Annotated in this window: 32 protein-coding genes and 1 pseudogene; 9 read left to right on the top strand and 24 right to left on the bottom strand. The window is 37.0% G+C overall.

Features of this window, described 5'->3' with window-relative positions:
• The first annotated feature begins 2 nt into the window (after window positions 1-2).
• From CBG49_RS13605 to CBG49_RS13595, 3 genes are all read left to right on the top strand, one after another.
• The gene (locus CBG49_RS13605; protein WP_088594899.1) at window positions 3-584 is read left to right on the top strand and encodes a hypothetical protein; all 582 of its coding nucleotides are present in this window, start codon (window positions 3-5) and stop codon (window positions 582-584) included.
• A gap of 113 nt (window positions 585-697) precedes the next feature.
• Window positions 698-1,144: a Panacea domain-containing protein gene (locus CBG49_RS13600; protein WP_088594898.1), complete on the top strand. Its 447-nt coding sequence runs from the start codon at window positions 698-700 to the stop codon at window positions 1,142-1,144.
• Window positions 1,141-1,533 carry a hypothetical protein gene (locus tag CBG49_RS13595; protein ID WP_088594897.1) on the top strand — a complete coding sequence of 131 codons (393 nt, stop codon included), beginning with the start codon at window positions 1,141-1,143 and terminating at the stop codon, window positions 1,531-1,533. The genes CBG49_RS13600 and CBG49_RS13595 overlap by 4 nt, the downstream gene beginning before the upstream one ends.
• Before the next feature lie 13 nt (window positions 1,534-1,546).
• Here CBG49_RS13595 and CBG49_RS13590 read toward each other — a convergent pair whose 3' ends face one another.
• The 18 genes from CBG49_RS13590 to CBG49_RS13505 all read right to left on the bottom strand — a co-directional run bounded on the left by CBG49_RS13590 (window position 1,547) and on the right by CBG49_RS13505 (window position 14,491).
• Window positions 1,547-2,542: a sensor histidine kinase gene (locus CBG49_RS13590; RefSeq protein WP_088594896.1), complete on the bottom strand. Its 996-nt coding sequence runs from the start codon at window positions 2,540-2,542 to the stop codon at window positions 1,547-1,549.
• Window positions 2,543-2,612: 70 nt separating this feature from the next.
• Window positions 2,613-2,783, bottom strand: coding sequence for a succinylglutamate-semialdehyde dehydrogenase (locus CBG49_RS16375; protein WP_193433100.1), 171 nt, complete (start codon window positions 2,781-2,783; stop codon window positions 2,613-2,615).
• 411 nt (window positions 2,784-3,194) lie between these two features.
• Window positions 3,195-3,542: a hypothetical protein gene (locus CBG49_RS13580; RefSeq protein ID WP_157668407.1), complete on the bottom strand. Its 348-nt coding sequence runs from the start codon at window positions 3,540-3,542 to the stop codon at window positions 3,195-3,197.
• A 37-nt stretch (window positions 3,543-3,579) separates the two neighbouring features.
• Complete coding sequence (locus CBG49_RS13575) at window positions 3,580-4,800, bottom strand: ABC transporter permease (protein WP_088594893.1); 1,221 nt, start codon at window positions 4,798-4,800, stop codon at window positions 3,580-3,582.
• 50 nt (window positions 4,801-4,850) lie between these two features.
• Window positions 4,851-5,558 (bottom strand): hypothetical protein, encoded by a 708-nt coding sequence (locus CBG49_RS13570; RefSeq protein WP_088594892.1) that lies wholly within the window; start codon window positions 5,556-5,558, stop codon window positions 4,851-4,853.
• Window positions 5,559-5,577: 19 nt separating this feature from the next.
• Window positions 5,578-6,396, bottom strand: a complete 819-nt coding sequence (locus CBG49_RS13565) for an SH3 domain-containing protein (protein ID WP_088594891.1) — start codon at window positions 6,394-6,396, stop codon at window positions 5,578-5,580.
• A 17-nt stretch (window positions 6,397-6,413) separates the two neighbouring features.
• On the bottom strand, window positions 6,414-7,094 hold the full coding sequence (locus CBG49_RS13560) for a hypothetical protein (protein WP_088594890.1): 681 nt from the start codon (window positions 7,092-7,094) through the stop codon (window positions 6,414-6,416).
• A gap of 82 nt (window positions 7,095-7,176) precedes the next feature.
• The gene (locus CBG49_RS13555; protein WP_088594889.1) at window positions 7,177-7,482 is read right to left on the bottom strand and encodes a KilA-N domain-containing protein; all 306 of its coding nucleotides are present in this window, start codon (window positions 7,480-7,482) and stop codon (window positions 7,177-7,179) included.
• Between the two features lie 26 nt (window positions 7,483-7,508).
• Entirely contained in the window at window positions 7,509-8,207 is a 699-nt protein-coding gene (locus tag CBG49_RS13550; RefSeq protein WP_088594888.1) for an SH3 domain-containing protein, read from the bottom strand.
• A 7-nt stretch (window positions 8,208-8,214) separates the two neighbouring features.
• A complete protein-coding gene (locus CBG49_RS13545; protein WP_088594887.1) occupies window positions 8,215-8,568 on the bottom strand; it encodes a hypothetical protein in 354 nt (117 codons plus the stop codon).
• Window positions 8,543-9,079 carry a hypothetical protein gene (locus CBG49_RS13540; protein WP_088594886.1) on the bottom strand — a complete coding sequence of 179 codons (537 nt, stop codon included), beginning with the start codon at window positions 9,077-9,079 and terminating at the stop codon, window positions 8,543-8,545. Before CBG49_RS13540 ends, CBG49_RS13545 begins: the two co-directional genes overlap by 26 nt.
• Before the next feature lie 53 nt (window positions 9,080-9,132).
• Window positions 9,133-9,453, bottom strand: a complete 321-nt coding sequence (locus CBG49_RS13535; protein WP_088594885.1) for a hypothetical protein — start codon at window positions 9,451-9,453, stop codon at window positions 9,133-9,135.
• 221 nt (window positions 9,454-9,674) lie between these two features.
• On the bottom strand, window positions 9,675-9,830 hold the full coding sequence (locus CBG49_RS13530; RefSeq protein WP_157668406.1) for a hypothetical protein: 156 nt from the start codon (window positions 9,828-9,830) through the stop codon (window positions 9,675-9,677).
• Window positions 9,831-9,917: 87 nt separating this feature from the next.
• Window positions 9,918-10,121, bottom strand: a complete 204-nt coding sequence (locus tag CBG49_RS16185) for a hypothetical protein (protein ID WP_227002902.1) — start codon at window positions 10,119-10,121, stop codon at window positions 9,918-9,920.
• A gap of 233 nt (window positions 10,122-10,354) precedes the next feature.
• On the bottom strand, window positions 10,355-11,059 hold the full coding sequence (locus tag CBG49_RS13520) for a YARHG domain-containing protein (RefSeq protein WP_088594883.1): 705 nt from the start codon (window positions 11,057-11,059) through the stop codon (window positions 10,355-10,357).
• 62 nt (window positions 11,060-11,121) lie between these two features.
• Window positions 11,122-11,868, bottom strand: coding sequence for an ABC transporter ATP-binding protein (locus CBG49_RS13515; protein WP_088594882.1), 747 nt, complete (start codon window positions 11,866-11,868; stop codon window positions 11,122-11,124).
• The gene (locus tag CBG49_RS13510) at window positions 11,869-13,098 is read right to left on the bottom strand and encodes an efflux RND transporter periplasmic adaptor subunit (RefSeq protein WP_088594881.1); all 1,230 of its coding nucleotides are present in this window, start codon (window positions 13,096-13,098) and stop codon (window positions 11,869-11,871) included.
• Between the two features lie 61 nt (window positions 13,099-13,159).
• Window positions 13,160-14,491, bottom strand: coding sequence for a TolC family protein (locus tag CBG49_RS13505; protein WP_088594880.1), 1,332 nt, complete (start codon window positions 14,489-14,491; stop codon window positions 13,160-13,162).
• 291 nt (window positions 14,492-14,782) lie between these two features.
• Between CBG49_RS13505 and hemC the strand changes: the two genes are divergently transcribed.
• Both hemC and asnS read left to right on the top strand, forming a co-directional pair.
• Window positions 14,783-15,664 carry a hydroxymethylbilane synthase gene (gene hemC, locus CBG49_RS13500; protein ID WP_088594879.1) on the top strand — a complete coding sequence of 294 codons (882 nt, stop codon included), beginning with the start codon at window positions 14,783-14,785 and terminating at the stop codon, window positions 15,662-15,664.
• Between the two features lie 13 nt (window positions 15,665-15,677).
• On the top strand, window positions 15,678-17,108 hold the full coding sequence (gene asnS, locus CBG49_RS13495) for an asparagine--tRNA ligase (protein ID WP_034555604.1): 1,431 nt from the start codon (window positions 15,678-15,680) through the stop codon (window positions 17,106-17,108).
• A 64-nt stretch (window positions 17,109-17,172) separates the two neighbouring features.
• On the opposite strand, the gene CBG49_RS13490 is transcribed toward asnS, so the two are convergent.
• Window positions 17,173-17,754 carry a hypothetical protein gene (locus CBG49_RS13490; RefSeq protein WP_009750866.1) on the bottom strand — a complete coding sequence of 194 codons (582 nt, stop codon included), beginning with the start codon at window positions 17,752-17,754 and terminating at the stop codon, window positions 17,173-17,175.
• A gap of 151 nt (window positions 17,755-17,905) precedes the next feature.
• The gene (locus CBG49_RS13485) at window positions 17,906-18,274 is read right to left on the bottom strand and encodes a DUF1573 domain-containing protein (protein ID WP_002681708.1); all 369 of its coding nucleotides are present in this window, start codon (window positions 18,272-18,274) and stop codon (window positions 17,906-17,908) included.
• A gap of 168 nt (window positions 18,275-18,442) precedes the next feature.
• On the opposite strand from CBG49_RS13485, the gene CBG49_RS13480 reads away from it, so the two are divergent.
• Genes CBG49_RS13480 through CBG49_RS13470 form a run of 3 tightly spaced genes read left to right on the top strand, consistent with a single transcriptional unit; the run spans window position 18,443 to window position 22,059 of the window.
• The gene (locus CBG49_RS13480; RefSeq protein ID WP_088594878.1) at window positions 18,443-19,297 is read left to right on the top strand and encodes a hypothetical protein; all 855 of its coding nucleotides are present in this window, start codon (window positions 18,443-18,445) and stop codon (window positions 19,295-19,297) included.
• Window positions 19,290-21,578: a DUF5682 family protein gene (locus tag CBG49_RS13475; RefSeq protein WP_088594877.1), complete on the top strand. Its 2,289-nt coding sequence runs from the start codon at window positions 19,290-19,292 to the stop codon at window positions 21,576-21,578. Before CBG49_RS13480 ends, CBG49_RS13475 begins: the two co-directional genes overlap by 8 nt.
• Before the next feature lie 4 nt (window positions 21,579-21,582).
• Window positions 21,583-22,059, top strand: a complete 477-nt coding sequence (locus tag CBG49_RS13470) for a DinB family protein (protein ID WP_088594876.1) — start codon at window positions 21,583-21,585, stop codon at window positions 22,057-22,059.
• A 92-nt stretch (window positions 22,060-22,151) separates the two neighbouring features.
• Here CBG49_RS13470 and hisS read toward each other — a convergent pair whose 3' ends face one another.
• The 4 genes and pseudogenes from hisS to CBG49_RS13450 form a co-directional block, all read right to left on the bottom strand.
• On the bottom strand, window positions 22,152-23,528 hold the full coding sequence (gene hisS, locus CBG49_RS13465) for a histidine--tRNA ligase (protein WP_088594875.1): 1,377 nt from the start codon (window positions 23,526-23,528) through the stop codon (window positions 22,152-22,154).
• Window positions 23,529-23,538: 10 nt separating this feature from the next.
• Window positions 23,539-23,931 (bottom strand): nucleotidyl transferase AbiEii/AbiGii toxin family protein, encoded by a 393-nt coding sequence (locus CBG49_RS13460; RefSeq protein WP_227002901.1) that lies wholly within the window; start codon window positions 23,929-23,931, stop codon window positions 23,539-23,541.
• A gap of 41 nt (window positions 23,932-23,972) precedes the next feature.
• A pseudogene (locus CBG49_RS13455) lies at window positions 23,973-24,202 on the bottom strand (IS1595 family transposase); the annotation flags it as partial.
• Between the two features lie 116 nt (window positions 24,203-24,318).
• Window positions 24,319-25,353, bottom strand: a complete 1,035-nt coding sequence (locus tag CBG49_RS13450; protein ID WP_088594874.1) for a hypothetical protein — start codon at window positions 25,351-25,353, stop codon at window positions 24,319-24,321.
• A 270-nt stretch (window positions 25,354-25,623) separates the two neighbouring features.
• Here CBG49_RS13450 and CBG49_RS13445 point away from each other — a divergent pair, with 270 nt between their 5' ends.
• Window positions 25,624-26,526, top strand: a complete 903-nt coding sequence (locus tag CBG49_RS13445; protein WP_088592837.1) for a transposase — start codon at window positions 25,624-25,626, stop codon at window positions 26,524-26,526.
• The last annotated feature ends 10 nt before the right edge of the window (window positions 26,527-26,536 follow it).

The following is a 26,536-nucleotide window of genomic DNA, read 5'->3' as shown; positions in this document are numbered from 1 at the left end:
CTATGAAAAAGATATTCACTTTACTATTTGCTTTTACACTCGTGGCTTGTATGCCAGGCGATAAAGGAGCAAACCTCAACAGCCCCGAAGGACTAAAAGTAACTCAAGAACTTTTGCAAAAAAACTTTGCTAAGTACAATAATATTACAGAAGTTTCGTTTGGAACTAACCGAGGTGTGATAGATATCATCACAGTGAGGTTCAACAAAGGTGAAAAAGACTTCTATGCAAATTATGTTACCTATAACGACCAAGTAAATGAAAGTGAAACAGGCTTGTCTTCTAAGCAAGGTCGCACTATTAGTTTGAGCGAGGTTAATTTATTAATAGTACCTAATTTGATAAAGAAAGCTGAAAGCCTTATTCTAGAAAAAGACAATAAGTTCAATACTTTCCGTATGGATAAGTTGAATTATGAAGTTCAAGAAGATGGTACAGTAGAAGTTTCTTTTGTAATAGATGCTATACACCCAGCTACTTCCTACTACGGAGAACGCAAAGGTGATAAAGGGCATCTCAGTTTTGAATTTAAAGCCGATGCTAAAGGCGAAAATGTAAGAGCCACCAAAGGTTTGACAATTTAGTATCTAAAAATAATTTATAAAAACTGCTCAGTAATTTAATATTGAGCAGTTTTTTTGTGATTTGCTATAAAAGTTGTACTTTTGCCTTACAAGATTAACTAATGATATAGAAAATGAGTTATACAGCAACCCAAGTAGCCAATTGGATTATTGATAAAGCAAATAATACGGATAGTAGTGATAATATTACCAACTTAAAACTCCAAAAACTATTGTATTATTTTCAGGGGTATTATTTAGCCGTATTTGATAAACCTTTATTTGATGAAGAAATAGAAGCGTGGCAATACGGACCTGTAGTGCCTCAAGTATATTACAAATTCAATTCGTTTGGCAAAGGAAATTTAGAGGTTACTCCTGAAGGTGTAGCTCCATTTACCGATGAGGAAAAAGAATTGCTAAACGAGGTGTTTGATGTCTATAATGATTTTTCGGCAGTAGGATTGATGCATCGCACTCATAATGAGCCTACTTGGAAAAATACTCCTATAGGTAAAGGAAATGTTATCAGCAAAGAAAAACTTTTAAATTACTTTAAAACACGTGTAAACTGGGAATGAAAAAGAGACTGAAAAAGTTGGATATCAATGAAGAGGTTGAGAAGAAAAAGCAATATCCATTGTTTTCATTCAAGCACTTACAAACTAATATTTCTTACAAAGATTGTAAAGAAACTAAATTCTTCATAGATTTTATAGGGCGTTTACAAAAACTCAGTGAGTTGGGATGGGAAGAAATTAGAAAATCACAACGACATAGTTTTGGAATGGAGAAAATACCCGTAAAAAATATCAAACCCCAATGCCCTAATTTTATAACTCCTGATGTAACTCATTTAGATGTATTTCGCGCTATAGGTGGCAATAAAGTTTTTGTAGGGTTACAACAAGAAAATGTATTCCATATAATATTTATAGAGGCTGATTTTGGTGATGTTTACAATCACTAAAATCGCTTTTTTGTTAATTATTAATTGTTAATTGAGCAATGTATTTCCCATCTCTCTCTTCAACGGTGTACTGGTGTTTTTCGGGGTAGAGCAATCTGAGTCGTTTCTTCAAATTATCAATGCCAATGCCCGAACTATACAAACTTTCATTCGTAGGGATAATCGTATTCTCACTTCTAAATAGTACCTTATTCTCTTCCACTCTCAAACTGAATGACAATTCTGTTGCCTCAGTTGCCGATACGCCGTGTTTAAAAGCGTTTTCTACCAAGCTGATAAACAACAAAGGCGCTATGGTGAGAGGGGGGAGTTGCTTTGGGAAATCTACCCTTACCGTAGTTTTATCGGTGAGGCGCAACTGCATTAAGCTGATGTACTGTTGCAAGAAATCTACTTCCTCTGCAAGGCTAATTTGCTTTTGGTCGCTGTTTTGCATAAAGTGACGCATCAGTTTGCTAAGGCTGTGTACACTCTGTTGTGCCTTTTGAGGGTCAAAAGCAATAAGCGAATAGATATTGTTGAGCGCATTGAAAAAGAAATGCGGTTGAAGTTGGTATCTCAATTGAGTAAGGTCGGCTTGTAGCTTCTGAGCTTTTACTTCTTTTTGAGCGATTTCTAAAGAAAAGTTGCGCTGTGCATAACGTATTGCCATTGCAAAGACTACCGGCAAGAGGTTCGATAGGAAATCAAAATAGACAAAAGCGTGGAAAGGTGGCATTTTGTGTTTATTCTTGTGAAGGGCAAAGTACGAAAAAAGCTCGTATTTGCTGTACGAAATACATAAAATGAGTGCCACTGCCACCCATATAAAAAGTATATATCGTTTTTTAAACCACAGTTTATCAATAAGCCAATAGAAACTGATGTAAAACAAAAACATCAAAAAGGGCAATGATATAAGCGAACGATAAAGAGCCTCCTCAAAGCGTTGATTGCCTTCGGAGATAAAAATAAGGGCAGGCAAAATGCAAACCACTACCCAAGACGCTATGTGTGTTAAAAGTTTCATTTAATTTAGGTAAGAGATAAGAGGTAAGAATCTTCCTCATCTTCAGGAATGTATAGGGTTGCTTGCAATTTCATATTCCTACTATTTTTAAATAACTTTTGGCAAAACTCTTGATAATTTCAGGGGAATAGTCTCCTCCTTTGGCATAAGAAATACCCATAACTTCTAAAGCTATCGCTTGACAGTATTCCTCATTAATAGTGATGGCTTTGCTATCTAATATTTCTCTAACAATAACCATACATTTTTGCAGGTCTTTTGCTGTAGCATAAGGAGGTAAAGTTATTTTCGTCAGAAATGGTACCTCTCCGTGTCCTGTTGCTTTATAAGCTTCTTTCCAAAATGTATGGCAACATTCACATCTATAAAGGGTAACCCATTGTGTAGGATAAAAAGCTATCTCTTTATAAGCTATTTTACCTTGAAAGTTTTTGATTGATTCCCCCTCTACAATATCTGTTAACTGGTTACAAATACATTGTTTCATTGTATAATTTCAAAATTCTTATAATCCATTAATTTCATTTAGATTGAGGATAATATTATTGTGTTCTGATAGGTGTTTTTGAAAACTGTCTTTTCAATAAACTCCAACCGGAAAGGGAATTTATCTTCTATATTGAAAGGAGTAAAGTGTATTTGTTTTTCCATATCAAAACGCTACATCCATTAATTCATTTGTGTTTTCTTCCATTTGAAAAATAGAAGCTATAATATAACATTTTTGCTGTTCTCCTCTGAAAACAAAAATTTGATCTTCGTTAAAAGGAATATTCGTTTTGTTACACTCTTCTAAAATATCCATATCCTCATCAGCTATATACGAAGTAAGTGCCTCTGCTCGAAAAAACTGATGAAATTTTATGAGTTTTACATCAGCAAAATAAAGGTCTATGTTATTAGAAAAAAACGCGTTCTTACAACTCCTAATCAACAACATAGAATGACTAATGGAATACTTCCAAAGCCTAAATTGTCTATTTTGTAAACTTATTTTCATTAGTTCTTATTATTTCTAATTGCCTCTACAGCCTGCACTACTCGTATCTGAGGGCGCTAATAGGTTCTAACTCGGCGGCTTTGCGAGCAGGATACCAACCGAAGAATACCCCTGTAATGGTACATACTAAGAAGGATATTACGATAGAATACAAGGTGATACTCACAGGCCAGCCTATAAACAGCGATACGCCTACCGTTGCTAATAAGCCAATAATTACCCCTAACACCCCCCCAGTAATGCTAATAAGCACCGACTCGATGAGGAACTGTGCCAAGATATCCTTACCCTTAGCTCCAATAGCCATACGCAAGCCTATTTCCTTAGTGCGCTCTTTTACCGATACGTACATAATGTTCATAATGCCTATACCGCCCACGATGAGCGAAATGCTGGCAATAGCTACCAATAAAATAGTAAGCATCTCACTGGTAGAACTAAATGTACTGATAAGTTCTTGTTGCGAAAATACATTGAAATCATTTTCTTGCGCAGCCGAAAGGTTATGCGTGCGCTCCAAAATCTTCTTTACTTGGTTTACCGCATTCTCCGACTGACTTTCGTCTATTACCGAAGCCACAATACTCTGCAAGAATGTTTGTGCCAAAATACGCTTTTGTACCGTAGTATAAGGAGCGATAATCACATCGTCTTGGTCTTGACCAAAGTTGCTTTCACCTTTTTTGGTAAGGATACCAATTACTTTAAAAGGGATATTTTTAAAGCGTATGGTTTGTCCAATAGGATTTTCGCCATTAGGGAAGAGGTTCTTAGCCACCGTTTGTCCTATCACGGCTACTTTGGCAAAGTTAGTAATTTCATCTTCACCAAACATACTCCCCTCTGCCACACTCCATTCGCGTATGGGCAAATATTCGGTATTCACTCCGTAGATAGAGGTAGGCCAGTTGTTGCCCCCTGCGATACTTTGTCCGTTGCCACTTACTACGGGCGACACATATTTCAGTAGGCTACCTTCTTTTTTAAGGGCTTCGTAATCTGTCATTTTGAGCGATTGCATATCGCTCATACTCATACGCACGCCGCCCATCATACCTGCCCCCGGACGGATATTGAGCATATTAGTACCCATTTTAGAGATATTCTCCTTGATGCTCTTTTTAGAGCCCTCGCCAATGGCAAGCATTGTTATCACTGAGCCCACCCCAATGATGATGCCCAGCATTGTAAGCATAGCCCTTGTTTTGTTGAGCAAGAGGGCACGCCACGCTATTTTAAAAAGATTTTGTATATTCATAGTGTTAATTAGCAAATTAGAAAATTAGCAGATTGGCAAATTCTGTGAGACTAGAAAGGTTCTCCGATGATACGGGTTTTGTACTCACCTTTTACTATTTGCCAGCACACTTTGTAAGCATTAGCACCATCACCACAGCGAACAAAGATATAGAGTACATCGTCTTCCTTATCATAATATACCTCATTATTATACGGATATACCCATACTTCGTACAAATCATCGTAGGCACTTTTGGGAATAGAAACATTTTTACCATTAATATTAACCACAATACTCTTGTAGTGGTTTTCAGGAATAAAGTCCGCACCTTGAGCTCTCTTACCATCAATGATTAACTCCTCGTAATATTTGTGTTTTTTCTTGGTAATCTTATGTTTGGTTTTATCAAACTTTTGGGTAGTAATAGTTACACTAATGCCTTTACCAGCAATAGTGATACTATTGCCTTGCTCTTTACCTTTGCCAATAGAAGGAAATTCGCCTATCATCTTTAGGCGACTTTTATGCACATAGCCTTTATCTACAGCAATCCAATTAAAAAATATCTCTTCACCAGTTTCATCGTGTGTAGTATCAAATAAAGCGTATACAAGTGTATTATTAGGCAATGTACCTACAATTTTGCTTTTTACGTTTTCTTTGGCGCGAATGTTCACATAGCCGTCTTTATCTTTTACTACGGCATAATCTCCAAAAGGACCTTGCGCAAAGGCATTGGTCGTAAGGAGGAAGAATAAAATAAGTAAGTGTTTCATTTTGTTGTTTATTTTATGGTTAGAAATTTCTATACAAAAATCGCTTTATCAATCCTTTTTCATCAAATACAAAAAGAGCGTTGTAGCCTTCAGCGCCATCGCCTCCCATAAAATCAATCATATATTGTCCGTTTTCCCTATCATACACCCTTACTGATGAGAGTGTAGGATTAAATAAGTATTTGGTTTTAGGCAAAAGATAAGGTTCTTTACCTACAAAAGTGATGCGGATATAAAATATTTCTGCTTCTAAATGATCTTGAAAATCCTGTGTGTCTGAATAGCCCCAAACTCTTTCTCCATTTTTAGCGAAAACTTCTCCATATTTGTTAATCTTGAACTTATAATCGCTTTTGTTTACTTTTTTAGTAACAAATTCTAACTTAATATCTTTGTTACTTACCGATAGTTCATTGTCTTCTGTTACTTTATGGGGTATTTTTGGATAGTTGTACCCAATGATAAAGAAAGAAGTTGTTCCTTTTAATGAGTTAAGTTTTACAATTGTATCGCGCAATCTTTCGTTCTCTGCTTCAGGTGTACCGTCTTCAAAATCAATTTTCAGGGCAATCAATTCCTTATCATTAACTTTCTGAATCCTGCTTTTATGTACAAAGCCTTGTACTTTGCGTTGGGTACTCACCTTATACCAACCGCTTGGATTTTCTGTATAGAAAAAATATTCGTTCTTCAGTAATTTGCCTATAATCTCTGCTTTGCTGTTAGGGGATTTCCGGATATTAGTATAGCCATCGGGGTCATTTATTTGTCCGATGTATCGCTGTTGAGCTAATGATATATTAGCAACTAAGAAAAGAAATAGTAGCAAATTTTTCATTTGATAATTAACAATTATTAAAGTGGTAGTCCTATAATACGGGTTTTATACTCGCCTTTTACTATTTGCCAGCACACTTGGTAAAATAAACCAGCTTCGCTATTGTGCGCAAAAATATAAAGTGCCTCAGCTTCCTCATCGTAGTATATGGAACTGCTAAAATAGAAAATTTCATACAAATCATCATAAGCACTTTTAGGGATAGATACGTTTTTGCCTTTCATAGTTACAATGATACTCTTGTAGTGGTTTTCAGGTATAAAGGCCGCACCTTGAGGTATCTTACCATCAATGATTAACTCCTCATAATTTTTATGTTTTTTTATTATAATCTTGTGCTTGGTTTTGTCGAACTTCTGTTTGGTAATGGTCACTTTTACGTCCTTATCATCATAGACAACACTATTGCCTTGTACTTTTCCCTCTATAGCACGAAAGTCAAATATTTTTTTCAAGCGACTTTGATGCACATACCCTTTATCAACTTCAATCCAGTTAGTAGGGTTAAATTCTTTATCAAAGAAACCATACACAAGTGTATTGTTAGGCAAAGTACCTACAATTTTGCTTTTTACATTTTCTTTGGCGCGAATGTTTACATAGCCGTCTTTGTCTTTTACTACGGCATAATCTCCAAGAGGACCTTGCGCAAAGGCATTGGTCGTAAGGAGAAAAAATAAAATAAGTAAGTGTTTCATATTTAATAGATAATTGATAATGAGCTATTTGTCAAGTTGTTTGTTGCTTTCCATACTTATATAAGTATCGTTTGAAAGTTTTTTAATAGATTTCAGATGTACTCTCTACCCAATTTAAAACGCTAATAGTAAATGTTGGCAATCCTGCTTCTTTTTTAAAGTGGTCGAATTCGACCACTTTAAAATTAGGGTTATAAAGTATTTCCCAAGTACCTAAAAATTCTAATGTACTTCTATTTCTTATACAGTTTTTTATTATATCAGCAGCTCTTGCTTCATCATTTTTACCTTTAGCCATATCTGTTAATGAAATATAATCCTGATTGTCTATTGTAGCTAAAGATATTTCAATATCTTGTACTTTAAGTTTATTATTTATTGGTGTCATATATTTGGTAAATTTTAGTTACATCATTAAAGTGGTTCTCCGATGATACGGGTTTTATACTCGCCTTTTACTATTTGCCAGCACACTTCGTAAGCAAGATACCCATCGCCATTGTGTGCAATGATATAAAGTACATCATCTTCCTTATCATAATACGCAAAATTGTTAGTGTCCCAAATGCCGATCTCATACAAATCATCATAGGCACTTTTAGGGATAGGTACGTTTTTGCCATTGATAGTTACAGTAATACTTTTGTAATGGTCTTTAGGCAGGAACTCATCATTATCTCGTCCATATATTTTCTTTCCATCAATGATATACTCACTATACTCTTTGTGTTTTTTCTTGGTAATCTTATGCTTGGTTTTGTCAAATGGCTGTTTGGTAAGGGTTACACTAATCCCTTTACCAGCAATAGTGATACTATTGCCTTGCTCTTTACCTTTGCCAATAGAAGGAAATTCGCTTATCATCTTTAGGCGACTTTTATGCACATAACCACTATCTATATGTACCCAATTAGAAGGATTAAATTCCTCATCAAGAAATTCATATACAAGTGTATTATTAGGCAATGTACCTACAATTTTGCTTTTTACGTTTTCTTTGGCGCGAATGTTCACATAGCCGTCTTTGTCCTTTACCACGGCATAATCTCCAAAAGGACCTTGCGCAAAGGCATTGGTCGTAAGGAGAAAAAATAAAATAAGTAAGTGTTTCATAAAATTTCTAATTATTCTCTACAATACAAAAATCTACACCATCACCTTCTATATAAAGGTTTACAATACAAGCGTTCTTATTTTGCAATTTGAGTTTAAAAGCCTTTATCTTATCACCAATAATTTCATCAACCGAGAATATACCTTCATTAACTAATTTACATTGTTTATCTAGTAAAGAAATAAGCTCTTTGGGAATGTTATAAGTAGTGGTAATCTCCCCTACAAAATGCTGATATTGTATGCCCTTAGCCTGATACATTCTATGCCAATGATAGGTGATTTCCCAAAAAGGAGTATTGTGGCTATTGGTAATAAGGTCTATCAAATTGTTATTATTCACTATCGCTCTTATTTTCATCGTATTTTACTCCTGTAATACTTTCAATCCATTGGTTAAAATATTCTTCTTGCTCCTGAACGGTAGCTATTTGTGAAAAATCGTTCTCGGGATCAAATATATTTATTATTTCGGCACTATTATAATCATACCTTTTTCCTAAAACTAACTTTACCGCTCGAAAATTCTGTTTGAAATGCCGAATCATATAATAATGACGCCTTGCCCCTTGTATCAATAGTTTTATGCCCTGCTGTTCTAAACGCTTGCGAAGGATATAGAATAGCGACCTTACCTCATCTGAAACCATTTCGTAATGATGATTAAGCGCGTCGTGATAAGTCATTACAAAAACCTTTACTTTTCCGCCCGTATAGTTGAACGTTTCATCTTTAGAAAACATATCTAACACTGTGGGATTTTCTCTATCTTCTTTATAAAAAGTAATAGTAGCTTCTATCACTTGCTGGTCTGTTGTAAAGGCTTTAATGAAATACTGAGAAAAATTCTCTTTGGTTTTTTGTGTTTGCATAGGAATGATTGTTGTTGCTAATAAGATGAGAATTAGTTTATTTAGCTAATTCATCAGAGATGTTTTTTGTATAACAATGTTTTTAACTCTTTGAAAAAGAATTTTTCATTAGATGAAAAGTCAAAAGGATACAAAAAGCTATTAAAATGAGCCTCTAATGAAATATCTTTACTAATAACCTCGTCCAATAGTTCTTCTAATTCCTTTTTCTTTTCTGCAGAAAAGTTTTTTGTGAAAAAAGGAGTTAATTCTTTCTTAATAAAATGAGTAATATGTTCTTTTTCACTAAAATCAAAAGAAAAATCATCAAACTCTTCTGTGTCAGCCCCTCCTGCAAAATTGCAGAGCAAGTAATCTATTGCATCTAAATTCATATCACTAACTTTTTAAAATCTCCCCTCTAACTGTGGCAAACTTGTTCCTATTATAAATAGAGTTTGTATCTCACACTATTACAATCCTATGGGTCAATTATCAATTATTCTTACCTAAAAAACACCCATCATATGGCTCACACTTCCCATCATCGCCCGTGTGGCTCACACTTCCCATCATCGCCCGTGTGGCTCACACTTCCCATCATCGCCCGTGTGGCTCACACCTTCCATTCATAGTCATCAATAAGTTTATCTAATTCGTAATTAAGTTCGTGAAATAGGTGCGAGTTCCAAAGCTGTTGAAACTCTTCTTCTGTTAAGTTCCAGTCTGTAAAGCCTTCTTCCGAATTCACATCATTGATAAACTTTTCCATTGCCTCCACACTTGTGAACGTTGATATTGTTTTAGAACTATGACTCATTGTTATCTATTTTAGGCAAAGGTACTCTTTTTTTATTTTCTACTCTTCCTCTGCTGCCCAATCATAAAAACCGCTTTCTCGCAATTGGGCTTCATACTCCTGAATGGTTTGTTCATCATAGTTTTCTCTTTGGATAAACTTTTCCTTTCCAAAATAAATATCCATTGGGTTCAGTCCATAGAGTTGAGCGATGAGAGTTGCTAAGTTCATACCAGAATAATGCTTGTGAAGCACATAAATCATTAGCCTAAAATCTGTTTCCTCTATCTTAGGAAAAGCCTTTTTGATAAACTGAAGTGATGTGATTCTCTTTCTCTATTTTGGCTACTTTTGCTTCTTCCAATACGCGGGGTTCATATATATACCGCCAAATGGTTTTAGCTGAGGAAGCTCTAAGATAATTTGTATTTTCTTTTTGATTTCTTCTATATTTATACTATGCTGAATTGTGTGAATAGTGCTCGCTGTTATTCTCTTTATCCTGCTACTCCAGACTCTATAAATACCAATTTTTGATTTTTCCATTTGAATCTCCAATAAGTAGCGCTTTCTATAACTTCGTATTCACCAATATCGTATACTTCTTTGATTTTATCTTCAGATACTTTTTCAGAATAGCCATCTTCAAACCACACAATCTCTATCTCATTGCCTTCTATAGATATAGAATATTTGTTACTCCCCTTAAAATTATCAACCTTTATACTATAATACCCTTGATTTTTAATCCAATGAATATCATCTATATCTATTTTAGCAATGGTTTTACTAAAATACTCATTATAGTTGCCTTTAGGAATAGGACTATTACCTTTTAGGATTGCAGCTTTTAAACTTCGCAATGCTTCTAATAGTTTTTCTCTATCAGCTTTTAGTATTGCCGTGCGTTCTTGAAATAGCTTTACATTCTGTTCTTCCACTGCGTTGAGTTTCACCTTACTATTGTCACTCACAGGCTTATACCACGATTTTTCATTAAAGTAATTGCTTATTTCATAGTCTTTAAACTTATAACCTTTGCGAGCGTAGAGGTCGTTAGTGAGGAAGCGCAATTCATCTATGCTCAATTCGCTGATTTGTTGTCCCTTAATTACTTGGGTGGCACAAGTGGTGCAATCTTTTAGCTGTGCTGTAGCGTTTAGTGAGAACAACACTATTGATAAGAAGTATAAGTGTTTCATTGTAAAGTAATTTTTTGGCAAAGATACTAATTTCTTTTCTATTATGCCAAAGGCTCGCATCGTCATTCGTCATTCGTATTTCGTAATTGTGCCAACTGTTCTTTGGCGTTTAGCCTATCGGTTACTTCCTTATCACTGATGATATGTCCGTCTTTGAGTACAACGGTACGTTTGCTGAATTGGGCAATATCGTCTTCGTGGGTTACGAAACCTATGGTACTACCTTGGTCATTAAGGCGTTGGAAAAGCTCCATTACCTCATAAGAGGTTTTAGTGTCAAGGTTACCGGTAGCCTCATCGGCGAGAAGGATTACAGGGTGATTTACAAGGGAGCGCGCAATGGCTACCCGTTGTTGCTGCCCCCCCGAGAGCTCACTGGGCAAGTGGTTCAAACGCTTTTCTAACCCCACACTGATGAGGGCTTCGATAGCACGTTCACGGCGTTCTTTAGCTGATACTTTAGGGTTGTACATCAGTGGGAGTTCTACATTCTCAATGGCTGAGGTACGGGCTAATAGGTTATACGACTGAAAGATAAAGCCTATTTTGGTGTTGCGTATATGTGCTAAATCGTTCTTGCTCATATTTTTCACCGAGATACCGTCCAAAATGTAATCGCCAGAAGAGGGGCGGTCTAAGCACCCCAATATGTTGAGCAATGTCGATTTGCCCGACCCACTTGGTCCCATAATGGTTACAAACTCGCCTTCTCTGATGGTCAGGTTGATGCCTTTCAGGGCGTGTACTATTTCGTTGCCCATCTGGAAGTTGCGCTTCATATCGCGTATATCTATAATGGCTTTTTTCATCTATTTAGCTTTTGAATTGTTTCTATTAGGGCGTTTTGGCATAAACGGACTGCTGCTATCACTGTTCTTACTGTCGCCTCCAGCCACTTGCGGGCGATCGCCTTGCAGGTTAGTGGCTACTTTCTCACCAACGTTGAGTCCGCTTACTACTTGCACATTGATACCATCATTACTGCCTATGGTTATGGCTTTTTGGGCAAGACTACCATCGGTGTTCACTACCCATACGTATTTTTGTTTGCCCTTGCCGTGCTGTACTTTAGGTACTTCAGCTGTAATACCTTTTTGAGCGTAATATTGTAGTAACACATCGGTATCAGGAGTAAAGTTGATAGCTTTGGCGGGCACGATAGTTACGCCTTTCAGTTCATTGGTATAAATAGCAATGGTTGCAGTAAGTCCTGGTTTTAGTTTTTCATCAGGGTTTTCTGCCTCTACTATCACCGTATAAGTTACCACGTTTGATGAGGTAGTAGGCGATAGGCGCACTTGAGTAACGCGTCCCACAAATTCTTCTTGAGGGTAAGCATCTACGGTGAAACTCACGCGTTGCCCCACTTTCACTTGTCCTATATCGGCTTCATCTACATTCACCTCCACCTGCATACGCTTGATGTCTTTGGCTATTTTGAAGAGCGTAGGCGCACTCATTGAGGCGGCTACAGTTTGTCCTTCTTCAACTTCTTTGCTGAGGATAATCCCGTCGATAGGTGAATAGATATTGGCATAGCCTAAGTTCGTTTTCGCCTGATTGAGGGTCGTAAGGCGTTGTGCTACATTGGTCTTCGCATTGTTAAACTGATACAACGCTTGCTCATAATCCTGTTGACTAATCACTTGGGCATTGTACATTTTTTGCTGACGCTCGTAATTCTGGCGGTAATAATTCAGTTCGTTAACTGCTGATTGGTAATTGGCAGTAGCATTTACAACCATTTCTTGTAGATTGGTTTTGTCGAGTTCTGCTAATAGCTGTCCTTTCTTTACTTGGCTGTTGTAATCCACATAGATTTTGCTCACCAACCCCGATACTTGCGTACCTACTTCTACCTCGTCTACCGGTTGCACACTACCCGTAGCAGTTACTTCAGTAGTAACATCACCTTGGGTAACCTCATCGGTTTGGAGGAGAATAAGGGCAGGTTTTTCCTTCATAAAGAAGTGATAAACGCCATAAGCCACTACCGCTAATAGCGCAACAATAATGATTTTCTTGATGTGTTTTTTCATTGTATTTAGTCGTTAGTTATTAGTCATTAGTTGTTAGCAGAGCGTTGTCGCTTTTGCATCGCTACCTTCCCCCTCCTTGGGAGGGGGTTAGGGGGAGGACTCCCATATAAAACTTCAGCAACTGTACATATAATGCCGACATATATTTGTTTTGCAAATACGTTTGTTCGGCAGTGAGGTAGGCGTTTTGGCTTACCAAAAGTTCAGTATTAGTGAGTCCGCCGAACTCGTGTTTTTTCACTGCCAAATCGTAAGCTAATTTAGCATTATCGCGAGCCGTACGCGAGGCTGCTTGTTGCGCTTGGTGAGTGGTGGCGTTCTGCCAAGCAGTTTCTATTTTGGCATACAATTCTTTTTCAGCTTGTTGTTCTTCCAAAATAGCTTGTTGCTGGGTAATCTTGGCGAGTTTCACATTGTTCTTGTTTTTGTTTTGTGAAAAGATAGGAATATTAAGCGTAGCTCCTATCGTCTGACCAAAATTGCTATCCAATTGCGTGCGATAACTCAAATCGTTGAGGTTTGAATAACCAGTGTTTACGCCTGCTTGTAGCGATAGGGTAGGGGCATAACCCGCTTTAGCTATTTTGATATCCTTTTCGGCTATTTTTTGCTGTGATTGATAGATTTTTAAGTTGGGGAGCGTTTCTTTGGCTTGAGCAAACACCTCGTCTTTGTTAGGGATAATCGCTACATCCTCATCGTTAGGAAGGTCGAGAGCAATAGCAAAGTCGCTATTAGGAGGGAGCTCTAAAAGTTGTTTGAGCGTTAGCACACGGTTAGCATACTGGTTCTCTGCCTGAATGATAGCGTATTCATTGTTGGCGTGACGCGTTTCTATTTCTGCCAAACTGAGTTTAGCTATCGATCCATTGGCGAACTTAGTTTGTGCTTGCTTGAGTTCTTCAGCCGAGGAGAGCGCTGTGTTTTTGGCTACTGCAATCCCTTCATAGCTGTAAAGCGCTTGCAAGTAGGCTTCTAGCACACTTAGGGTGATGTTGTTCTTCGCTTCTTGCACATAGAGTTCGTTCTGCTCGAGCAACAACTTGCTGCGGTCTATTTGTAGATTCAGTTTATTCCCTTGATACAGAGGCACAGAGGCTGATATCCCAAAGTTGTTGGAGAACGTACGGCGAGATACCCGTTCGTTAGAAATCTGGTTGATTGCCGACCCGTTGTTGAGGTTTGCTGATGCCGAGCCGTTCACCGTAGGCAAGCGGTTATCCTTTGCCTGATTGAGGTTGATTTCAGCCGTTTGCTGGTTGAGTTCTGTTTTCTTCACAGAGATGTTGTGTTGTACCGCATAGTTGATACAATCGGTTAGCGACCATTGTTTGGATTGTCCTATAGTCCATAAAGGGGATAGCAAGAGAGATATGTATAAAATTCTTTTCATAGTCTTTAGTTTTTTTAGATGAAAGAAGAAGGTGAAAAAGATATTAGGATAGTACGATGAAAATTATCACCCTCTTCTTTACAATTTAATAACCATTTTTTATCATTTAGCTGATGCAAAGATAGCTTGTAAAGGTAGGGTAAAACAAACTTTATCGACGAAAAGGTTAATTTTGTCGACGAAAAGGTGAAATCTCTCTATCTCGAAAAAATCTCTTATGTAATTTGCTAATTATCAAATTGGCTAATTGACAAATTATTGCTACCTTTGCCCCCGATAAAGAAATATGTAATGAAAACAATTCGTATAGGTACGCGTGATAGTGAGTTGGCTCTTTGGCAAGCTAAAACCGTACAACACCAATTAGAAGTTTTAGGATACTCTACTGAAATAGTTAGTACTAAGTCTCACGGCGATATAGAACTCAGCAAACCACTTTACGAAATGGGAGTTACAGGTATCTTCACTAAAGCCTTGGATATTGCCCTGCTCAATGGTGAGATAGATATAGCAGTACATAGTATGAAGGATGTGCCTACAGCTTTACCCAGCGGGATTGTAGTAGGGGCAGTGCTCAAGCGGGGGAATCCTCACGATGTGTTGGTCTACAAAGGTGATCTTTCGTTTTTAGATGCCGAAATAGCAACCATCGCTACCAGCAGTTTGCGACGTAAAGCACAATGGTTGCACCGCTATCCACATCACAATATAGAAAACTTGCGTGGCAATGTGAATACTCGCTTGCAAAAACTCTCCGATAATTCTTGGAATGGGGCTATCTTTGCAGCAGCAGGCTTGGAACGCATTAATAAACTACCTGAAAATCACTTGCGACTCGATTGGATGCTTCCCGCTCCCGCACAAGGGGCTATAATGGTCACACTACACGAGGACAACGTGCCTTTACAAGGTGTACTCCTGCGCATTCACGATGGCAATACATATACAGCAACGCAGGTGGAACGCGCTTTCCTCCGTGCTTTAGAAGGCGGTTGTACGGCACCTATCGGAGCTTTTGCTCAGTACGACGGACAACAAAAAGTGTATTTTAAAGGCGGATTGTGGAGTGAAGATGGTAAAAAAGCGGCTGTAATAGAAGAAATTCTCACTCAAATAACCGAAAATACGGGTGAGCAACTCGCCGAAAAAGTAAAATCCAAATTTGAAAATTGATAAATTAATTATTATGTTATATATCAAACAATTATTACAAAACGGAAAAAGCATACACGAGGAAATTACCCTCAAAGGTTGGGTGCGTACCTTTCGCAGCAACCGATTTATAGCTCTCAACGATGGCTCTACTATCGATAACCTCCAAGTAGTAGTAGATTTTGAAAATACAAACCCCGATATACTCAAACGCATTACCACAGGGGCAGCTATTGAAGTAAAAGGGAAATTAGTAGAAAGTCAAGGTAAAGGTCAGTCGGTAGAGTTACAAGCTACCGAGGTAGTGATTTTAGGTGATAGCAACCCCGAAGAATATCCTATCCAGCCTAAAAAACACTCATTGGAGTTCTTGCGCGAAAATGCTCACTTGCGTGTGCGCTCTAATACTTTTAGTGCCGTGATGCGCGTGCGTTCTACTTTGGCTTTTGCTATACATAAATACTTTCAGGACAATGGCTTTTTCTATGTGAATACACCTATTATCACCGGTAGTGATGCCGAAGGTGCTGGCGAGATGTTCCGCGTAACTACTTTGGATGCTAAAAATCCACCACTTACCGAAAATGGTGAAGTAGATTATAAAAAAGATTTCTTTGGACGTGAAACAAACCTCACTGTGTCTGGTCAGTTAGAGGGAGAAACCTTTGCAATGGCGCTCGGCAAGATTTATACTTTTGGTCCTACTTTCCGTGCCGAAAATTCTAATACTTCACGTCACTTAGCTGAATTCTGGATGATAGAACCCGAAATGGCGTTCTACGATCTTATCGACAATATGAATTTAGCTGAAGATTTCATCAAATACGTGCTCAAATATACTTTAGAAGTGCGTCGTGACGACCTTGAGTTTCTCGATAAACGTTTCTTAGAAGAAGAAAAAACCAAACCGCAAAACGAGCGCAGTTCTATGTCGCTTATTGAAAAACTCGAATTTGTAATACACAATGAGTTTAAACGTGTGAGCTATACTGAAGCAATTGATATTCTCAAAAATAGCAATCACAACAAAAAGAAGAAATTCCAATACCCTGTAAACGAATGGGGAGTAGATTTGCAAAGCGAACACGAGCGTTACTTAGTAGAAAAACACTTTGAGTGCCCTGTAATTCTCTACGATTATCCAGCGAATATCAAAGCGTTCTATATGCGCTTGAATGAAGATGGTAAAACAGTACGCGCTATGGATATCCTCTTCCCGGGTATTGGTGAAATTGTTGGAGGTTCGCAACGTGAAGAGCGTTACGATGTACTTAAACAAAAAATCGCCGACCTCAATATGGATGAGCAAACGCTCTGGTGGTATCTCGACCTTCGCAAATTTGGTACAGCTGTACACAGTGGTTTTGGTCTTGGTTTTGAACGTTTGGTACTCTTTGCTACAGGAATGACTAACATTCGCGATGTGATTCCTTACCCACGTACTCCACAAAGCGCCGAGTTTTAAAAAATGATTATAATAAAAAAGAGGGTTATCGCTGCGATAACCCTCTTTTTTAGTAAAAAATATCTTACATAGAGTATTTGTTTACTTTTTCTTTAGCTTTGATAAGATCAAGACCAAGACTGTTGATTTTTTGCTGTTTGTCAAGCAATTTACCTTTTAGCTTAGCTTCGTCTTGAGGAGAAAGAGTACCTTTAGCTTTCTTCATATCAAATTTAGATTGCTCTTTCGCTAAATCAGTTTTAGCTTTTGCTATTTTAGTTTCTACTTTAGCAACTTCACTGTTAGCTTTGTTCAAATTTTCTTTTTTCTTTTGAGCTTCTTTTTCTGCCTTAGCTTTAGCTTTTTCAGCTTTTTCTTGTTCTCTTTTAGCTTTTTCTTGAGCTTTTTTAGCTTCTTTTTCAGCTTTTTCTTTTTCTTTAGCAGCTTTTTCTTCAGCTTTTAGCGCTTTTTCTTGTTCTTTTTGTAATTTTTGTTGTGCTTTAAGCTGTTCTTTTTGAGTTTTAAGGTCTGCTTCAGAAGTTGTTTGCTCAACATTGGTTACTACTGGAATAGTAGTATCAGTCATAGTGCCCATTTCGTCTACTTGGGCTAAAGATACCTGAGCTACTAAAAGCCCAGCAAATAAAGTGATTGTACGTAATTTCATATTTGATAATATTATTTAGTTTTACAGTGCAAAAGTAAATAAAAAATATTTACAATTGTCTTTTTTACAAAAGTTTAACACAAAAAAAGTCGCCTACTAATGAGGAGTGGCAGGCGACTTAGGGAGTAATTAAAATATAAATAGTTATGGATTATTGAACATTTCCTCTGATACGCAAACCTTTTACAGGCTCTTTTTTAGCGTTAGAAGTTACAGTAATCGTTTTGCTGATTGGGCCAACACGATTAGTGTCGTATTTTACTTCAATTTTCCCTTTAGCTCCAGGTGCTACAGGTTGATTTGTCCAAGAAGGAACAGTGCAACCGCAAGAAGAAGCTACGTTAGTAATTACGAGCGGTGCTTTACCAGTGTTAGTAAATTCGAACACACGCACGCCGTCGGCACCTTGTTTGATGTTACCGTAGTCAATTTCTTCAGATTTGAAAGAAATCTCAGCGTCTTGGGCATAAGCCATTACACCAAAAAATGCTAAAAATACAAATGTTAAAAACTTTTTCATAGTATAAAAATTAAAATAAATAAGTTTGTTTTACGAATAAAATAGTTACAATAACCGTGCCAAAACACTATCTTCCAAATTCTATTACCTAAATTATATCTCCTAAATCCTTATTTGCATAATAATAAATTAATTTGTACCTTTGCACAACTAAAAACTAAAAAACTGATGAAATATCTAATAACTTCTATGCTATTGGTAGCTACAGCTACTCTCTTTGCTCAACAACAAAACCCCACCGATTGGGAAATTTCAGGGCTCAAAGCTAAGGTGAAAACGATGCGAAGTATTCCTTATTTAGTAACTGCTCAAGGGAAATCTTTTGCCAAATCTACTATCGATGCCGATTTGGATACGGTAAACAAAATCGCTAATCTCGAAAACCTTCAAAAAGATTTTAACCCTAAAGGTTTCCTCTCCCAAACTCGTTTCTTCTTCAAGAACGGTGACCTTTATAGCCGTATGGACTACTACTATAATCCTCAAGGTCAATTGTTTGAAACTCGCTACAACTCCGATAAAACCCTTTATGTCTACAACCCTCAAGGCTACCTCATCAAAGATGCTACCTACTCTCCTGGGGGCTTCCTCAAATCACATTACACCTATCAGGTAAATGCTGAAGGACAAATACTCAAAGAAGAAACTTATCGCGCTAATCAGTTAGAATCTGTGGTAACTTATACTTATAACAAACAAGGTGATCCTCTGGAAATGCGCTATAGCGATGCGCAAGGTAACTTGTTGCAAATAGTAAAGAATAAGTTTAACAAACAACACCAACTCTTGAGCAATCGCGTGTATGATAAAGATAATAACTTAGTGAGTACCACTACAAAAAAATACAACGCCAAAGGTGATTGTGTGAAACTACAAGCAGAAACCAAACTGCCTAAAAAACAGAAAAATGTAGCAACTTATGAGTATAAATACGATACTCAAGGTAATTGGATTGCCAAAACGACCTTCATCAATGGCGACCCCCGACAAATTATAGAACGTACTTTCACTTATTATGAATAATCTTCACTTCTTCGGTGTACGACACTTGTCGCCATCAGCTGCCTATCACCTCTTGGATTTCTTAGAAAAAAATAAACCTAAATGTATCCTTATCGAAGGTCCTGCTGATGCCACCCCTCTGATGCCTCAAATCGCTCAGAAAGGGGTGAAACCGCCTATCGCAATGTTGGGGTATACCACCGAACTACCCATAGAAACGGTGCTTTATCCTTTTGCTACTTATTCTCCTGAGTACCAAGCGATATGCTGGGGCGTAAAAAAGAAAGTCACCCTTAGATTTATCGACTTGCCTACCGAAAATATGCTCAAACTCCGCCAAGAACAACCCTCCGACGAGGAAGGCGAAAAAGCACGTGAGTTCTATAAGTATCACAATACACTCTACAAACAACTCGCCGAACAGGTTGACGAAACCGATTACGAAAACTATTGGGAACGCCATTACGAACACAATCTCAATACCGATACTTTCGCCCCCGCTTTGGCATTGCAGTCGGGCGAAATGCGCCAAATGGTAGTAGATAAAGAATGCGAAGAAGCACCGTTTGACTTTTCGTATAACCTTATTCGCGAGGCGTATATGAAACGCGAAATCGACAAGGCTTGCACCGAGTTCAAACCCGAGGAAATAGTAGTGATTGTAGGTGCTTACCATTTGTTGGGCATACAAAATAGCCTACCTGCAATGACCGACGACGAGCTTAAAAAACTCCCTAAAGCTACTGCTCAACTTACTCTAATGCCTTATTCCTACCTCCGCCTCAGCAGCCGTACGGGTTACGGAGCAGGCAATATTGCGCCTTACTACTTTGAACTGATGTGGCGCGCGATGCAAACCAATACAATGGATAAACTCGCGGCAACCTATCTTACCAAGGTAGCCAAAATACTCCGCAATCAAGGACAAAATGCCTCTTCTGCCAGCGTAATTGAAGCCGTGCGACTCGCCAATGTGCTCTCCGCGATGAAAGGCGGTACTTATCCCGTACTCGAAGACCTCCACGATGCAGTTGTAACTTGCTTTGGTGGCGGAGGACTCTCCTCGGTAGCCGAAGCTATCAACAAAGTAGATATAGGTACAGCTATCGGGGCATTGCCCGAAGGGGTGAGTCAGACGCCCGTGCAGGAGGATATGAATCAGGAGTTGAAACGCTTGAAACTCACCAACTACAAATCGGCAGTAGCACAAGACCTCTCTCTTGACCTCCGCGAAAACCTCAAAGTAAAAACCAAAGACGCTGCTTTCATCGACCTAAATCGCTCTACTTTCCTCCACCGTTTAGAATTTTTAGGCATTCACTTTGCCACTCAGCAACGCGTACAGCAAGACAAAGCCTCGTGGGCTGAAAAATGGGTGTTGCAATGGAGTCCTGAAGTAGAAATAGAAATTGTTGAAGCTAACCTCAAAGGTGAAACACTTGAAATTGCCGCTGCCTTTATACTCAAAGAACAACTGAGCGAAGCAACCGACCTTTCGGTAGTAGCTAAAATCATCAGGCAGGCTTGCGAATGTCAGCTTACGCATATTTTTAGCAATGCACTCAGCACCTTGCAAAGCCTTTTGGTAGACAGTAATAATTTTGCCGAAACTGCTTTTGCTGCTCACGAACTCTCAATGCTCATTCAGTATGGCGATTTGCGTCAGTTTAACCTCGAACCGCTGAAACCTATCTTGCAACAACTCTTTTTGCGCGCTTCTCTATTATTGATAGATGCTTCATCTTGTGATGATAAAGCCTCTAAACCAATCGTAGAAGCGATCAATACAATGGAGTTCATCTCCGAACAACAATACGAGCTTGTAGATACCGAAACGTGGCAAAAAGAACTTACTCACCTTGCGTGGCGCGACGATGTAAATACCAAATTATCAGGGGTAGCCTTTGCAATATTGTTAGAACACAATTTAGCAACTGAAGAAGAATGCGCACGTGAGGTATCACGCCGCCTTTCAGCAGGTGTTCCCGCCGATTTAGGTGCTTCGTGGTTTGAAGGGTTTTCTGGAAGAAATAGATACGCATTGTTATCGCGTACGATTATATGGCAAGAATTAGATAATTATGTACGCCAATTAGACGAAGAACAGTTTATGCGCTCAGTAGTGTTCTTGCGACGTGCTTTCGCCGATTTTGAGCCTAACCAAAAAAATAGTATAGCCGAACTTTTAGGAGACCTTTGGGGTACTGGAAAAGAAGCAACAGCCGAACTTTTGCAAGAAGTGCTTACGGAAGAAGAAAATACCAAATTAGACGAACTTAACGACTTTGATTTTGATTTTTAAATATATGAAAGAAGTATTTACCTTATACCGAAAATTGCGTGAGCGACAACTCAAATTGCTCAATAGCTTTACCCCCGAGGAATTGGCAATCATTCCTGCGGGCTTTAAAAATAATATCTTGTGGAATCTCGCTCACTGCGTAGTTACCCAGCAAAATTATTGCTATGCCAATAGCGACCTGCCTACTTATCTCACCCCTGAATTTGTAGAGCGTTATCGCAAAGGCACCATCCCCGATGGGCATATCCCTACTGCTGCCGAGATAGAGGAACTACAGCAACTCCTCATCCGCACTGTAGATTTACTCGAAACTGATTACCAAAAAGGAATTTTTAAGCAATACAATCATTATGTAACAGGTATAGAGTATGAACTCAATACCATTGAAGAAGCGATTTACTTCAATATCTCACACGAGGGGGTACATTTGGGAAGCGTATTGGCTCTAAAATGCGCTATCAACGCAATGAAAAACAAATAGAATTAGCTTGTGCGGCTCGCACAAAAAAAACTTTGTCAAAGTTTTGGGACTTTGACAAAGTCTATAAAATTTTCTAATTGTTTGTCGTGTTACTACTGAAATAAAGCATTGCTTACTTCATTGAGGCTACATTCTTTTTGAGTGCCCTCTAACATATTTTTCAGTACAAAAGTACCTTTAGCGAGTTCGCTTTCGCCTATAATCACCACATAAGGAATATTACGCTTGTTAGCATACTCCATTTGCTTCTTTATCTTAGCGGCATCGGGGTAGAGTTCTGCAGTTTTGCCAAGTTGATGCAATGCTTTGAGCAGTTTCATACTCTGTAATGCTTCAGCATCGCCAAAGTTGATACAAAGCACCTCTACAGTACTGTTGAGCGATTCAGGGAAAAGATTCAGTTCTTCCATCACCAACCCGATGCGGTCTAACCCGAAAGAAATACCTATCCCACTGATACCTTTGAGTCCAAAAATACTGGTGAGGTCGTCGTAGCGTCCACCGCCACCTATAGAACCCATTTGTACGCCTGCAGGAGCTCCAATTTCAAAGATAGCTCCCGTGTAGTAATTGAGTCCGCGAGCGAGGGTAACATCGAGGTCTAAGATAGCTGTTTGTAAACCGAGTTGGGCTATTTGTTGGGCTATAAACTCTAATTCTTCTACACCTTTCATACCTGTTTCCGAGCTTTTGAGAATCTCTTTTAGGGCAGATAGTTTTTTGGTAACTGTTCCTTTGAGAGTGAAAATAGGTTGCAATTTTGCAATAGCTTCCTCACTAATACCTCTTTCTTTCATTTCTTTGATCACACCCTCTTCGCCTATTTTATCAAGTTTGTCGAGAGCAACCGTAAAATCGGTGAGTTTATCGCTTTTACCTATCATTTCGGCAAAGCCACTAAGGATTTTTCGGTTGTTCATTTTGATAGTTACCCCTTTGAGATTGAGGGCTGTGAATACAGTGTCGTAGAGTTGTACGAACTCCACTTCCTGCCACAAACTGGTGCTGCCTACTACATCGGCATCACATTGGTAGAACTCTCTAAAACGTCCTTTTTGTGGACGGTCAGCACGCCATACAGGTTGTATTTGATAGCGTTTGAAAGGGAAAGTTAGTTCGCTTTGGTGTTGTACTACATAGCGAGCAAAGGGTACGGTAAGATCATAGCGAAGGGCTTTTTCGGAGAGTTGAGGAGTGAGTTTTTGAGGGTTTTTAGCCTCCCAATCTTCTTGGTTTACTCCTTGTGTAAAGTCGCCTGAATTGAGTATCTTGAAGATAAGGCGGTCGCCTTCTTCGCCGTATTTGCCCATTAGGGTATTGTAGTTTTCAAAACTTGGTGTTTCTATAGGTTGAAAACCAAAGGTATTGAAAGCATTTTTTATAGTGTTGATAATGAAGTTGCGTTTAGCTACTTCAGTAGGTGAAAAGTCACGAGTACCTTTTGGTATGCTTGGTTTTTGTATTGCCATTGTAATTATATTAGTGGAGTGCTTTTTTTAGTAATTTGTTATAGACGGTTCTTATATTTTTTTTGATAATATTCCAAGTTTCTTTCTGAAGACTAATGACATTATTGTTTTCAAATTCTTCATTATCGGCATCTTCAAAATAAATAAGAGAACGCATTATCATTTGCATATTATTGATGTTATACTTCCTTTTATATAATTCAAGTATTTCATCAAGATTATATTCTTTTAATAGTTGATGTAAATCATAAAAGTCTTTTTTAGACCCTCTCCCCACGATAGCATTCATTTTCATTGCACAAATATCTTCTTTAGAAGCTAAATGGATTCCATCAATAGTTTCAATATTGAAAAAAGAGTAAGGGTATTCTATAATATCAACTTTGATATGATCAATATACATAAAAACTCCTATTTTAGAAATACTATTTTTGAGGAGTCAAATTAAGAGCATACCGACTGAGATTGGAAAATAGGTTTTCTTTCAATCAATCTTTTTATTAGATTGTTAAAGATAGTCTCTTTGCTCTGTGAGCGCGATTGATTCTAAAACTATACTCAGCTAAATAGCGGTCTATATTAAACTCTGAAACCCAAGAATATATACCTCGTATCCAAGACTTTACTTGATGTATTACTTTGTGTAATGTAGGAAAATTCTTCCCATTATTACTAAGTCTGTTTTAAAGCGTTCAGTAAACTCTAAGAGGCTTTGTCCCTTAAATAATTCCATAACACATTAATTTTCAGAGTGCAAATATATGAAATTATTTTTGACGCCTCAATAGTTTTATTTCATTATTTCTCCAATCATAATATACGCCCCTTTTTCCATAAAGGCAGCTTCAAAAATTATGTATTTATCCTTATAAAAACCATATATACTTGATTCTATTGTAAAATCGCTCGTATTGTATTCTTTCCAAGTTTTTCCATAATCATATGAAAAGCGAATCGTAGGATAATACTCTTTTCTTTTATAGTCGCATACAAAATTTTTATAACGATATTTATATTTTTCATCTTTAGGAGAAAATTTAAATAATTCCCTCTCAGTTAGGTCGTAAATATACACAGTTCCTGTCACTAAATCAATTTCCCCTAAATTAATCTCTCCAAAAACATCAGTTATGGTAGAGTATGTTTTTGTCAAATTTCGTATTGTTGTAAATTTTTCTCCTATAACATTATATCTAATTATTTTATTCTTATCTAAAAAAATTATATTTGCGTCTTTATCTTCTAATATGTAATTACCTTTAGTAACTATATTGGGAATTTTATAATTTACATTATTTAAAATATCTATTAATATAACATCTCCATTTTCATTATATGAAATAAAATTTCCATTAAATTTTATCTGAGAAATACTATTAGGAGAAAATTCTCTAATTTTTTTATATTTTAATGAGGTATTATCTAATAAGTAAATACAATTTTTAGCATTGTTTCCATAACCTCCTATATTAGTTTCTATTAAAGACTTTTTGCCATATGAATGGATAGAAACAATAGATTTTTCAGGAAATATGATTTCTTTGTATTCATTTCCTAAATCTTTAGAGATGAATAAAATGGCATTATCTTCTTTAGTGTCAAAGAAGTAGCTATCTTTTTCTGCTGCAATAAAAATGATAGATTCATTCGAAATTAAAAATTTTGTAACATTTAATCCTCTTTTAGATTCAATCCCTTTTCCATAAATGTTTTCGTATAAGTCATATTTACTAATCCATTCCATTTTTCCTTGATTAATTATATTTGGGGTACAACTATTGAAAATAATAAATATAATAAAAATATAGGTGAGTAGATTGTTCATTGTTCTGTCTTGTTTTTAATTTATTATAGATATTAATTAGTTTTTATTCTATATCACTCTTCATAAATATAATATTCTAGTTTAGATTTTTTCACACTATCTTTATCTATACATAAATCTTCATAACCTTGTGTTAGATTATTAGATATAGATAAATATTTCCCCTTTTTCTTTATATAATAATGCGAATCAAGAGTTGAAAAAGTAGAAAAAATAAAAGTAGTCTGATAAATCACTATCTTTGTGGTGTCAAAAAAAAATCAGATATAAATGATAAATCAGACTACGGCGACAAAATTAGTAAAAATATATTTAACAATATGTCAAAAATACGATAATTATTTACAATATTTTTGTCAGCGATTTAGCAATAACAACAAACCTGTATTTACAGATCAAGAAGTTATTACAATTTATCTATTTTGCACTGGTGTTGAACACAAGTACAAAATAAAAGAAATGTATAATTTCATCAAAGATTACTGGCTTGATTGGTTCCCTAAAATACCTTCTTATCAAGCCTTTAATAATCGTTTAAACAGACTTAGCGAAGTCTTTAAGCATATATCTATTGAACAAATTTTAATAGGAATGTCAGAGCAAAGAGAAATGTCTATCAATATTTTAGACTCTTGTCCTATTGTTACTTGTAAAGGAAATGGCAAAGGAAAAGTAGCTCGTGATTTTACTGATAAAAGCTATTGTTCCTCGAAAAAAATGTGGTATTATGGTGTGAAACTACACGCCTTAGGTGCTTATCAAAAAGGTACTCTTCCTTATTTGAAAGATTATATTGTTACCAAAGCTAGTGAAAATGATTTAAGTGTTTTCAAAGAAAATTGGCAAGAGCTAACAGATACTTGTTTTATTGCTGACAAGATTTATCAAAGTGCTGCTGTTAATGAAGTTTTGAAATCAAATAATAGTGAAATGATAACACCTATAAAAATGAAAAAGAACAAGTCAGAAGTATTAAAACAGAGAGATTTTGCTTTTGAATCTTTGTATAATAAGGCTGTTTCATCTATAAGACAACCTATTGAATCGTTCTTTAATTGGTTGAATGAAAAGACTCAAATACAATATGCTGGAAAAGTGCGCTCTAGCAAAGGACTTTTTGTCCATATCTTTGGAAAAATAGCTACTGCATTACTCTTTGAAAATTTATTTTAAACCTTGATTA

This window comes from Capnocytophaga endodontalis, assembly GCF_002209445.1.
Lineage (GTDB): Bacteria > Bacteroidota > Bacteroidia > Flavobacteriales > Flavobacteriaceae > Capnocytophaga > Capnocytophaga periodontitidis.
Note: the sequence above shows the minus strand (reverse complement) of the source record. Positions and strands in the feature narration are given on the sequence as shown.

Bases quoted from the DNA above. Each gene is read 5' to 3' on its own strand.
- CBG49_RS13605 (WP_088594899.1), top strand. From the start codon at position 3: ATGAAAAAGATATTCACTTTACTATTTGCTTTTACACTCGTGGCTTGT.
- CBG49_RS13600 (WP_088594898.1), top strand. From the start codon at position 698: ATGAGTTATACAGCAACCCAAGTAGCCAATTGGATTATTGATAAAGCA.
- CBG49_RS13595 (WP_088594897.1), top strand. From the start codon at position 1,141: ATGAAAAAGAGACTGAAAAAGTTGGATATCAATGAAGAGGTTGAGAAG.
- CBG49_RS13590 (WP_088594896.1), bottom strand. From the start codon at position 2,542: ATGAAACTTTTAACACACATAGCGTCTTGGGTAGTGGTTTGCATTTTG.
- CBG49_RS16375 (WP_193433100.1), bottom strand. From the start codon at position 2,783: ATGGTTATTGTTAGAGAAATATTAGATAGCAAAGCCATCACTATTAAT.
- CBG49_RS13580 (WP_157668407.1), bottom strand. From the start codon at position 3,542: ATGAAAATAAGTTTACAAAATAGACAATTTAGGCTTTGGAAGTATTCC.
- CBG49_RS13575 (WP_088594893.1), bottom strand. From the start codon at position 4,800: ATGAATATACAAAATCTTTTTAAAATAGCGTGGCGTGCCCTCTTGCTC.
- CBG49_RS13570 (WP_088594892.1), bottom strand. From the start codon at position 5,558: ATGAAACACTTACTTATTTTATTCTTCCTCCTTACGACCAATGCCTTT.
- CBG49_RS13565 (WP_088594891.1), bottom strand. From the start codon at position 6,396: ATGAAAAATTTGCTACTATTTCTTTTCTTAGTTGCTAATATATCATTA.
- CBG49_RS13560 (WP_088594890.1), bottom strand. From the start codon at position 7,094: ATGAAACACTTACTTATTTTATTTTTTCTCCTTACGACCAATGCCTTT.
- CBG49_RS13555 (WP_088594889.1), bottom strand. From the start codon at position 7,482: ATGACACCAATAAATAATAAACTTAAAGTACAAGATATTGAAATATCT.
- CBG49_RS13550 (WP_088594888.1), bottom strand. From the start codon at position 8,207: ATGAAACACTTACTTATTTTATTTTTTCTCCTTACGACCAATGCCTTT.
- CBG49_RS13545 (WP_088594887.1), bottom strand. From the start codon at position 8,568: ATGAAAATAAGAGCGATAGTGAATAATAACAATTTGATAGACCTTATT.
- CBG49_RS13540 (WP_088594886.1), bottom strand. From the start codon at position 9,079: ATGCAAACACAAAAAACCAAAGAGAATTTTTCTCAGTATTTCATTAAA.
- CBG49_RS13535 (WP_088594885.1), bottom strand. From the start codon at position 9,453: ATGAATTTAGATGCAATAGATTACTTGCTCTGCAATTTTGCAGGAGGG.
- CBG49_RS13530 (WP_157668406.1), bottom strand. From the start codon at position 9,830: ATGGAAAAGTTTATCAATGATGTGAATTCGGAAGAAGGCTTTACAGAC.
- CBG49_RS16185 (WP_227002902.1), bottom strand. From the start codon at position 10,121: ATGATTTATGTGCTTCACAAGCATTATTCTGGTATGAACTTAGCAACT.
- CBG49_RS13520 (WP_088594883.1), bottom strand. From the start codon at position 11,059: ATGAAACACTTATACTTCTTATCAATAGTGTTGTTCTCACTAAACGCT.
- CBG49_RS13515 (WP_088594882.1), bottom strand. From the start codon at position 11,868: ATGAAAAAAGCCATTATAGATATACGCGATATGAAGCGCAACTTCCAG.
- CBG49_RS13510 (WP_088594881.1), bottom strand. From the start codon at position 13,098: ATGAAAAAACACATCAAGAAAATCATTATTGTTGCGCTATTAGCGGTA.
- CBG49_RS13505 (WP_088594880.1), bottom strand. From the start codon at position 14,491: ATGAAAAGAATTTTATACATATCTCTCTTGCTATCCCCTTTATGGACT.
- hemC (WP_088594879.1), top strand. From the start codon at position 14,783: ATGAAAACAATTCGTATAGGTACGCGTGATAGTGAGTTGGCTCTTTGG.
- asnS (WP_034555604.1), top strand. From the start codon at position 15,678: ATGTTATATATCAAACAATTATTACAAAACGGAAAAAGCATACACGAG.
- CBG49_RS13490 (WP_009750866.1), bottom strand. From the start codon at position 17,754: ATGAAATTACGTACAATCACTTTATTTGCTGGGCTTTTAGTAGCTCAG.
- CBG49_RS13485 (WP_002681708.1), bottom strand. From the start codon at position 18,274: ATGAAAAAGTTTTTAACATTTGTATTTTTAGCATTTTTTGGTGTAATG.
- CBG49_RS13480 (WP_088594878.1), top strand. From the start codon at position 18,443: ATGAAATATCTAATAACTTCTATGCTATTGGTAGCTACAGCTACTCTC.
- CBG49_RS13475 (WP_088594877.1), top strand. From the start codon at position 19,290: ATGAATAATCTTCACTTCTTCGGTGTACGACACTTGTCGCCATCAGCT.
- CBG49_RS13470 (WP_088594876.1), top strand. From the start codon at position 21,583: ATGAAAGAAGTATTTACCTTATACCGAAAATTGCGTGAGCGACAACTC.
- hisS (WP_088594875.1), bottom strand. From the start codon at position 23,528: ATGGCAATACAAAAACCAAGCATACCAAAAGGTACTCGTGACTTTTCA.
- CBG49_RS13460 (WP_227002901.1), bottom strand. From the start codon at position 23,931: ATGTATATTGATCATATCAAAGTTGATATTATAGAATACCCTTACTCT.
- CBG49_RS13450 (WP_088594874.1), bottom strand. From the start codon at position 25,353: ATGAACAATCTACTCACCTATATTTTTATTATATTTATTATTTTCAAT.
- CBG49_RS13445 (WP_088592837.1), top strand. From the start codon at position 25,624: ATGATAAATCAGACTACGGCGACAAAATTAGTAAAAATATATTTAACA.